The following is an 8,497-nucleotide window of genomic DNA, read 5'->3' as shown; positions in this document are numbered from 1 at the left end:
GAGGCTTTCTCTGCCTTCCGGCCGAACGAGTGCCGCAACTATCTCACCGCCGCTGGATACGATGCCTATGATCCAAGCTGAGCGGGCACGGCTCTAGCACTTTCTGATCTAGGGTTTAAGAACGTGCTGGCGCTTGATACGAGCCAAGCATTATTGGATGAGTTAAGCAAAACTATCGAAAGCCGCTCGATCAAGGCAATACTTGCAGACCTGCTAACATTTCCAAGGCTCGTCACGGAAGGGGGAGTTGACGCCATCGTCTGCATGGGAGACACCCTCACTCACCTTGAAAGTCAGAATGATGTATCAAGGTTGCTCGAAGATACTTATCGTGCGTTGCGTTCCGATGGCCGGCTTGCACTCACATTTCGTGATTTCTCGACCGAACTGACCGGGACTGATCGGTTCATACCTGTGCGATCAGACGACCAGCGTATTATGCTATGCGCGTTGTTGTATGAGCCTGAGCATGTTGTCGTGAACGACCTTGTGTATCTCCTATCTGACCATGGGTGGGAACTTCACAAAAGCAGTTATCGAAAGCTTCGGCTGAGTCCCTCATGGGTTGCTGCCGAAATGTGCCGGCTAGGATTTTCTGTAGAGATCGACGCGTCAATCAACCAGATGCAGACAATTGTTGCTCGCAAATGCTAGCATAGGCTCTGACGAATTCGCGGCCCTTCTACTTCCTGTTCGACGGGCCATTTCGCCCAAGACACAATCGAACTCGGAACGACTGACGACTCCATGCAGATAGCAGCTTTTGGCTGTTTCTTTTCCGAAAGCTGTCTGACCGCTCTCCACCAAACCCGGTCGTACGCTCCGCCCCGTGAAACGGCACGAAAGCGGCCCCTTCCAAGGCTCGTCAAGGATCGCACGCAACCGACCACGCCGGGCGACCAGGTGAGAGCTTTCGCCTATGAGGGAAGCGCGCTGCGTGCGGGTCAGATCCGGCACGCGCCTTCGAGCGCCGTGTTCTCCGCGTCCGTGAAGATCCGTGAGCGGATGAGGAAGCGCTTGTCGCGGCCGTTCTCCAGCGAGAACATGCCGCCTCGGCCGGGCACCACGTCGAGGATCAGGTGGGTGTGCTTCCAGACCTGGAATTGCGGGCGGCTGATCCAGAAATCGGCGCCGGCCACCTGGCCGAGATGGACGTCGCTGTCGCCGGTGAGGAAATCTCCCACCGGGTAGCACATGGGCGACGAGCCATCGCAGCATCCGCCCGATTGGTGGAACATCACCGGCCCGTGCTCGGCGCGCAATTCCTCGATCAACGCGATGGCGGCCGGTGTCGCCGTGACCCGCAGGGGCGTTCCGTCGGCGCCGACCTGATCGGCGGTGGTCGCTTCGGTCGTGCTCATGGAACGCTCCCTCCCGTCATGTGACCCCGGCCGGGGGATGTCCCGAGCCGAGGTGTTCGTTCACGCCGCCTTCTTGGCCGCGGCGTCGCCGTAGAACGTGCCGCCGGCCTCCGCCATGCGCAGGAGGTTGTCCGGCACCGCAAAACGCGACCCGTGCTTTGCCTCCAGGCCCTGGGCCAGGGAAACGAACGCTTTCGCACCCATGAAGTCGATGTAGGACAGGGCGCCGCCGGTGAAAGGGGCGAAGCCGAAGCCGAGGATGGAGCCCACATCCGCCTCGCGCGGGTCGGTGATCACGCCTTCACCCACGGTGCGGGCGGCCTCCAGGGCCTGAACCACCAGCAGCCGCTGCTTCAGCTCGGTGAAATCGACGTCGTCGGGGTCGATTCGCGTGGTCTGGAGCTCCGACAGGCCGGGCCAGAGCTTCTTCGAGGCGCCTTCCGGATAGTCGTAGAAGCCTTTCCGGTTCTTGCGGCCGAGCCGGCCCTCACCCTCCACCAGGGTCGTGAGCAGAGCCTTCTGAGCGGGATCGATCGCCTCAGCGCCGAGCTGCGCTTCGGTGGCCTTGACGATCTTCAGGGCGAGGTCGACGGCGACCTCGTCGGTGAGGGAGAGGGGTCCCACCGGCATGCCCGCTTGCCGGCCGGCATTCTCGATCATGGCGGCGGGGATGCCCTCGATGAGCATCTTGTGGCCCTCGTACAGATAGGCGCCGACGCAGCGATTGGCGAAGAAGCCCCGGCTGTCGTTGACGACGATGGGCGTCTTCTTGATCGCGCGGACGTAGTCGAGGGCGGTGGCGAGCGCGGCGTCGCCGGTCTGCTCGCCCTTGATGATCTCGACGAGCATCATCTTCTCCACCGGCGAGAAGAAGTGGATGCCGACGAAATTGGCCGCGCGCCGGGACGCCTTGGCGAGGCCCGAGATCGGTAGGGTCGAGGTGTTGGAGGCGAAGATCACGTCCTCGCCGATCACCGCCTCCACCTTGGCGATGACTTCGGCCTTCACCTTGGGATCCTCGAACACCGCCTCGATCACGAGATCACAGGATGACAGGTCGGCGTAATCGGCGCTGGTGGTGATGCGCGCCAGCAGGGCCTCGCGGTCGGCGGTCTTGGCGCGTCCCTTGTTGATCTGGTCGGTGACGAGCTTGTGGGCGTAGGCCTTGCCCTTCTCGGCCGCCTCGGTGGACTGGTCGAGGAGGATCACCTCCATCCCCGCATTGGCGGTGACGTAGGCGACCCCGGCCCCCATGAAGCCGGCGCCGACGACGCCCACCCGCTTCACGCTGGTTTTGGCGATCTCCTTCGGCCGGCGCGCGCCCTTGTTCAGCTCGCCCATGGAGATGAACAGCGTGCGGATCATCGCCGCCGCCTCCTTGGAGCGCAGGATCTTGGCGAAGTACCGGCTCTCGACCCGCAGGGCGAGATCCATCGGCAGCTGCAGGCCCTCGTAGACCGAGGCGAGGATGGCCTTGGCGGCCGGATAATTGTCGTGGGTCTCGCGGCGGTAGATCGCATTGGCCGGGGGCCAGATCATCATGCCGGCGGGCGAATAGACCTTGCCCGAGGGGGCCTTGAACTTCGGCTGGTCCCAGGGAGCGACGGCCGAGCCGCCGGCCTTGATCCAGGCCTTGGCCTTCTCGACGATCTCGTCTTTCGGCGCGACCTCGTGGACGAGGCCCATGTTCTTAGCCATGAGCGGACGGATCTGCTCGCCCTTGAACAGCAGCTGCAGGGCGTCGCCGGTCTGCATCAGGCGGGGGACGCGCTGGGTCCCGCCTGCGCCGGGGAACAGCCCGACCTTGATCTCGGGCAGGCCGACGCGGGTCTTCGGGTCGTCGGACAGCACCCGGTGGTGACAGGAGAGCGAGAGCTCGAAGGCGCCGCCGAGGCAGATGCCGTTCACCGCCGCCGCGAAGGGCTTGCCGCAGGTCTCGAGCTTGCGGAAGACCAGGGTGAGCTTGCGCGATTCCTCGAAGAAGTGGCGCATGGCCTCCTCCTCGCCCTTCTCGGCTTTCAGCTTCTCGTAAGCCTGACCGAGGCCCTGGAGCATGGTCAGGTCGGCGCCGCCGGAAAAGTTGTCCTTGCCCGAGGTGATGACGCAGCCCTTCACGGCCGGATCGGCCACCACGGCGTCGATGACCTGATGCAGGTCGCTCATCACCTCTTCGGTGAAGACGTTCATCGAGCGGCCCGGCATGTCCCAGGTCGCGAGGGCGATCCCGTCGGCATCGACGTCGTAGCGGAAATTCGTGAGATTCATTTCTGACCCTCGAAGGTTCGGCGAAGGAATCGTATCCATTAAGGCGATCTAAAACCTTCCGATGGATAGTTTTCCGAGAAAGTTCAAAGTCTTAACATGGGATAGAGTTGATGGCGTCGAGGAAGGCCTGCCAAGGATGTCGTGATGGCGTCGATCTCGATCTTGATTTTACCATGGCTTTTCAACCGATCGTCGATACCAGGGTCGACCGGATCTGGGGCTACGAAGCGCTCATCCGGGGCCCGGAGGGCCAGTCCGCCGGATCGATCCTCGGGCAGGTGACCGAAGCGACCATGTACCGGTTCGATCAGGCCGCGCGGGTGCGTGCCATCGAACTCGCCGGACGCCTGTTCCAAGCCGACGACGACACCAGGTTGTCGATCAACTTCATGCCGAACGCCGTCTACGAGCCCGCAGCCTGCATCCGCTCGTCCCTGGAGGCGGCGCGCCAATTCGGCTTCGCTCACGAGCGGATCATGTTCGAGTTCACCGAGAACGAGAAATTCCGCGACATCGCGCATCTGCAGCGCATCGTCGACGAGTATCGCCGGCAGGGCTTCCTGACGGCCCTCGACGATTTCGGCGCCGGCTTCGCCGGGCTCAGCCTGCTGGCCAACTTTCAGCCGGACCTGATCAAGATCGACATGGACCTGCTGCGCGGCATTGACCGTGACCGGGCGCGGCAGGTCATCACGGCGGGCATCCTCTCGATCGCGCGGCAACTCGGCATCGAGGTCATCGCCGAGGGAATCGAGACGCAGGCGGAATTCGCGACCATGCGCGAACTCGGCGCGAATCTGTTCCAAGGCTATTACTTCGCCCGTCCCCAACTCGAAGCCCTCCCGAGCGTTTCCGGCTTCGAGGCGCGGGAGCCGCGCCTCGACCTCGCGTCCTAAGGGGGGGCGAAGCCCCTCCCAGTCTTCGCGCTTTACTTCGCGCCGGTCTCTACTTGGCGCCGGGCATGGGCGGCATCGGCGCAGCCGGCTTGTCGCCGGCCGAGGCGATCGCCAGCATGTTCAGGATCTTGGTGACCGCACCCTGCGAGATGACGGTGACGGTCGAGGCCGGGTCCGAATTGATCGCCTGGAACTTCTGGTAGATCTTGTCGTCGTAGATGCCGCTGAGGTGCTTGAGCTCGTCGATGTTGAACTTCTCGGCATAGGCCTTCGAGAGACCGTCGATCATGACTTCGCGCTGCTTCTCGAACTCGGCGCGGACTTCCTTGCGCACCGCCTCGGCCTTGTCTTCCGCCATCGGCTGCACGGTCTTCTCGAGAGCTCCGGTGAAGCCGGTTTCGAGGTTCTTGATCAGCGTCTTCTGAACCAGATCCTTGGCGATCGTGACCCGGTCGGACATGTCGTCCGCGCGGGCGGCGAGCGGCGCCATCAATGCCGTGGTCAGCATCATGGTGGCGAGAATGCGTGTCATCTTGGCGTGTCTCCCGATGTTGTCTTTGCGCCGCCGGTTCCGGCGGCGGGAGCGCGCCGTCTAACAGCGTTTCGAAGGGTTTGGGAGGCGGGACCGGCGAAAGCCCGCCCCGGCCCGGTTCTACACCCGCTCGATGATCGTGGCGGTTCCCATTCCGGCGCCGATGCAGAGGGTCACGAGGGCGCGCTCCTTGCCCGTGCGCTCCAACTCGTCGAGGACCGTGCCGAGGATCATGGCGCCGGTGGCGCCCAGCGGATGGCCCATGGCGATGGCGCCTCCATTGACGTTCACCTCGGACGGATTGAGCCCGAAGGCCTGACAGAAGCGCAGGACCACGGCCGCGAACGCCTCGTTGACCTCGAACAGGTCGATATCGGCGATGGTCATGCCGGCGCGGGCCAGCACCTTCTTCGTCACGTCCACCGGTCCGGTGAGCATGAGGGCCGGGTCCGAACCGATATTGGCGAAGGCGCGGATACGGGCGCGCGGCTTGAGGCCGGCCCGCGCGCCGGCTTCCTTCGAGCCCACCAGCACGGCGGCGGCACCATCGACGATCCCCGAGGAATTGCCGGCGTGATGGACGTGGTTGACCATCTCCACATCGGGATGCGCGTCGACCGCCACGGCGTCGAAACCGCCCATCTGGCCCATCTGGACGAAGGAGGCCTTCAGCCCGGCCAAGGACTGCATGTCGGTGGAGGGACGCATGTGCTCGTCGGTGTCGAGCAGGGTGATGCCGTTGACGTCGCGCACCGGGACGACGGAATTCCTGAACAGCCCGTCGGCCCAGGATTTCGCCGAGCGCTTCTGCGATTCGACCGCGTAAGCGTCGCACTCGTCGCGGCTGAATCCGTATTTCGTGGCGATGAGATCGGCCGAGACGCCCTGCGGCATGAACCAGGATTTGATGGCGATGGCCGGGTCCACCGGCCAGGCCCCGCCGGAGGCGCCGAGGCCGACGCGGCCCATGGATTCGACGCCGCCGCCGACCGTCATGTCGTGCTGGCCGGCCATGATTTGGGCCGCGGCGAAGTTCACCGCGTCGAGCCCGGAGGCGCAGAAGCGGTTGATCTGCACGCCGGGGACATGGGTGCCGTAATCCGCCACCAGGGCCGCCGCCCGGGCGATGTCGCCACCGGCCTCGCCGACGGGATCGACGCAGCCGAGGATGACGTCGTCCACCTGCCGCGTGTCGAGCTCGTTGCGCTCTTTGAGGGCGCGCAGGGCCGTTTCGGCGAGGCGTAGGGCCGTCACCTCGTGCAATGCGCCATCCGGCTTGCCGCGACCTCGCGGCGTGCGGACGTGATCGTAGATGAAGGCCTCGGGCATATGCGTTTCCCTGTTGTCCGCTCCTGCGGAGCGACGGCTTTCAAAGTCTGCTCTCGGTCTCGCCGTCATTCCGGGGCCGCGAAGCGGAGCCCGGAATCCAGATCCGCGAACACATCCAAGGTTTGTCGCGTCGGCGGTTCTGGATTCCGGTCTCGCTCTGCGAGCGCCCCGGAATGACGTGGTGAACTGAAAGTCTGTCGTCCGCTCTAAAACGCCTCGGCGCTCAACGCCATGGTCGTGTCGGCCCCGGCCTTGATCCGCACGAGGCGGGTCGCGGTCTCGGGAAGCGTCCGCTCCATGTAGAACCGGCCGATGACGAGCTTGTCGTCCATTTCCGGCGACGGGCCTTGCGCGATGCGCGCCAGCGCCGCCTTGGCGATCCGGGCCCACATGTAGCCCATGGCGACGAGGCCGAGGAGGTGCATGTAGTCGGTGGCGCCGGCCCCGGCATTGTCGGGCTTGGAGAAGGCGTTCTGCATGAACCACATGGTGGCGCCCTGGAGGTCGTTCAGCCCGGCCTGGAGCGGGCCGGTGAACGGCTTCATCTCGGCCTCCTCGTCATGGTCCTTGATGAAGGTCTGGACCTCGGCGAGGAAGCTCATCATCGCCCGGCCGCCATCCTTGGGTAGCTTGCGGCCGATGAGGTCCATGGCCTGAATGCCGTTGGCGCCCTCGTAGATCATGGCGATGCGGGCATCGCGCACGAATTGCGACATGCCCCATTCCTCGATGTAGCCGTGCCCGCCGAAGAGCTGCTGGGCCGCCACCGCGTTGTCGAACCCCTTGTCCGTGAGCACGCCTTTCACCACCGGGGTCATCAGGCCCATATGGTCCTCGGCCTTCTGGCGCTCGGCCGCGTCGTCGGAGCGATGGCCGATATCCGCCTGAAGCGCGGTCCACAGCACCAGCGCGCGGGCGGCTTCGTTGAAGGCGCGAATTCCCATGAGGGTCCGGCGCACGTCGGGGTGGACGATGATGGGGTCGGCCACCTTGTCCGGGGCCTTGGCGCCGGTGAGGGCGCGGCCCTGGAGCCGGTCCTTCGCGTAAGCCACCGCGTTCTGGTAGGCGACCTCCGACTGGGCGAGACCCTGGACGCCCACCGCGAGGCGCGCTTCGTTCATCATCACGAACATCGCATTGAGACCGCGATTCTCCTGGCCGACGAGCCAGCCCTTCGCGCCGTCATAGTTCATGACGCAGGTGGAATTGCCGTGGATGCCCATCTTGTGCTCGAGGGAGCCACAGGAGACGCCGTTCCGCTCGCCCACCGATCCATCCTCGTTGACGAGGAACTTCGGCACCACGAACAGCGAGATACCCTTGGTGCCGGCCGGCGCACCCTCGATCCGGGCGATGACGAGATGGACGATGTTCTCGGACAGGTCGTGCTCGCCGGCCGAGATGAAGATCTTGGTGCCCGTGAGGCTGTAGGAACCGTCGCCGTTCGGCAGCGCCTTGGTCTTGAGGAGCCCGAGATCCGTGCCGCAATGGGGCTCGGTGAGGTTCATCGTACCGGTCCAGGCGCCTTCCACCATCTTGGGCAGATAAGTCGCCTTCTGCTCCTCCGAGCCGTGGACGAGGAGGGCCGCCATCGCGCCCTGCGTCAGGCCCGGATACATGGCCAATGCCAGATTGGCCGAAGAGGTGAATTCGGAGATCGCGGTGTTGATCGTGTGCGGCAGGCCCTGGCCCCCATATTCCTCCGGCACGGAGATGCCCATCCAGCCACCCTCGGCATAGGCGTCGTAGCCGGCCTTGAACCCGTCCGGCGTGGAGACGCTGCCATCCGCCTGGCGGGTACAGCCCTGCCGGTCACCCACGGCATTGAGGGGGGTGAGCACGCCCTCGGCAAGCTTGGCGCCCTCGACCAGAACCGCCTGGATCAGGTCGGGCGACGCATCCGCGAAACCGCGCAGGTTGTTGCGTCCATGGAAGGCGAAGACGTCGTTGAGGAGAAACTGCACGTTCTCGACCGGTGCACGATAACTCGGCATCTCGTCTGTCCTCCACCCGCTTGATCGCATGCCCGATTCGGCCTCTCAGCCCCGGCACGCTTGATAGTTCATATATAAACTATCGCCGTGCGAAGGGAAAGGGGCACCCTCAGCGAGGCG

Annotated in this window: 6 protein-coding genes and 1 pseudogene; 2 read left to right on the top strand and 5 right to left on the bottom strand. The window is 64.5% G+C overall.

All coding sequences use genetic code 11. The features are described 5' to 3' along the window. Positions 1–102: 102 nt before the first annotated feature. Positions 103–654: pseudogene (locus ASF32_RS24420) on the top strand (methyltransferase domain-containing protein); the annotation flags it as partial. A gap of 290 nt (positions 655–944) precedes the next feature. Here ASF32_RS24420 and ASF32_RS08295 read toward each other — a convergent pair. After that, complete coding sequence (locus tag ASF32_RS08295; protein ID WP_056426231.1) at positions 945–1,361, bottom strand: DUF779 domain-containing protein; 417 nt, start codon at positions 1,359–1,361, stop codon at positions 945–947. Between the two features lie 60 nt (positions 1,362–1,421). Next, on the bottom strand, positions 1,422–3,626 hold the full coding sequence (locus ASF32_RS08290; protein WP_056426228.1) for a 3-hydroxyacyl-CoA dehydrogenase NAD-binding domain-containing protein: 2,205 nt from the start codon (positions 3,624–3,626) through the stop codon (positions 1,422–1,424). 110 nt (positions 3,627–3,736) lie between these two features. Between ASF32_RS08290 and ASF32_RS08285 the strand changes: the two genes are divergently transcribed. After that, a complete protein-coding gene (locus ASF32_RS08285) occupies positions 3,737–4,522 on the top strand; it encodes an EAL domain-containing protein (RefSeq protein ID WP_082470028.1) in 786 nt (261 codons plus the stop codon). 49 nt (positions 4,523–4,571) lie between these two features. Here the strand turns inward: ASF32_RS08285 and ASF32_RS08280 are convergent, their stop codons facing one another. The 3 genes from ASF32_RS08280 to ASF32_RS08270 all read right to left on the bottom strand — a co-directional run bounded on the left by ASF32_RS08280 (position 4,572) and on the right by ASF32_RS08270 (position 8,377). After that, positions 4,572–5,054, bottom strand: coding sequence for a hypothetical protein (locus ASF32_RS08280; RefSeq protein WP_056426222.1), 483 nt, complete (start codon positions 5,052–5,054; stop codon positions 4,572–4,574). Between the two features lie 120 nt (positions 5,055–5,174). Beyond that, positions 5,175–6,383 carry an acetyl-CoA C-acetyltransferase gene (locus ASF32_RS08275; RefSeq protein ID WP_056426219.1) on the bottom strand — a complete coding sequence of 403 codons (1,209 nt, stop codon included), beginning with the start codon at positions 6,381–6,383 and terminating at the stop codon, positions 5,175–5,177. A 206-nt stretch (positions 6,384–6,589) separates the two neighbouring features. Next, a complete protein-coding gene (locus tag ASF32_RS08270) occupies positions 6,590–8,377 on the bottom strand; it encodes an acyl-CoA dehydrogenase C-terminal domain-containing protein (RefSeq protein ID WP_056426217.1) in 1,788 nt (595 codons plus the stop codon). Positions 8,378–8,497 lie beyond the last annotated feature (120 nt).

This window comes from Methylobacterium sp. Leaf91 (assembly GCF_001422815.1).
In the GTDB taxonomy this organism is placed as follows: domain Bacteria; phylum Pseudomonadota; class Alphaproteobacteria; order Rhizobiales; family Beijerinckiaceae; genus Methylobacterium.
Note: the sequence above shows the minus strand (reverse complement) of the source record. Positions and strands in the feature narration are given on the sequence as shown.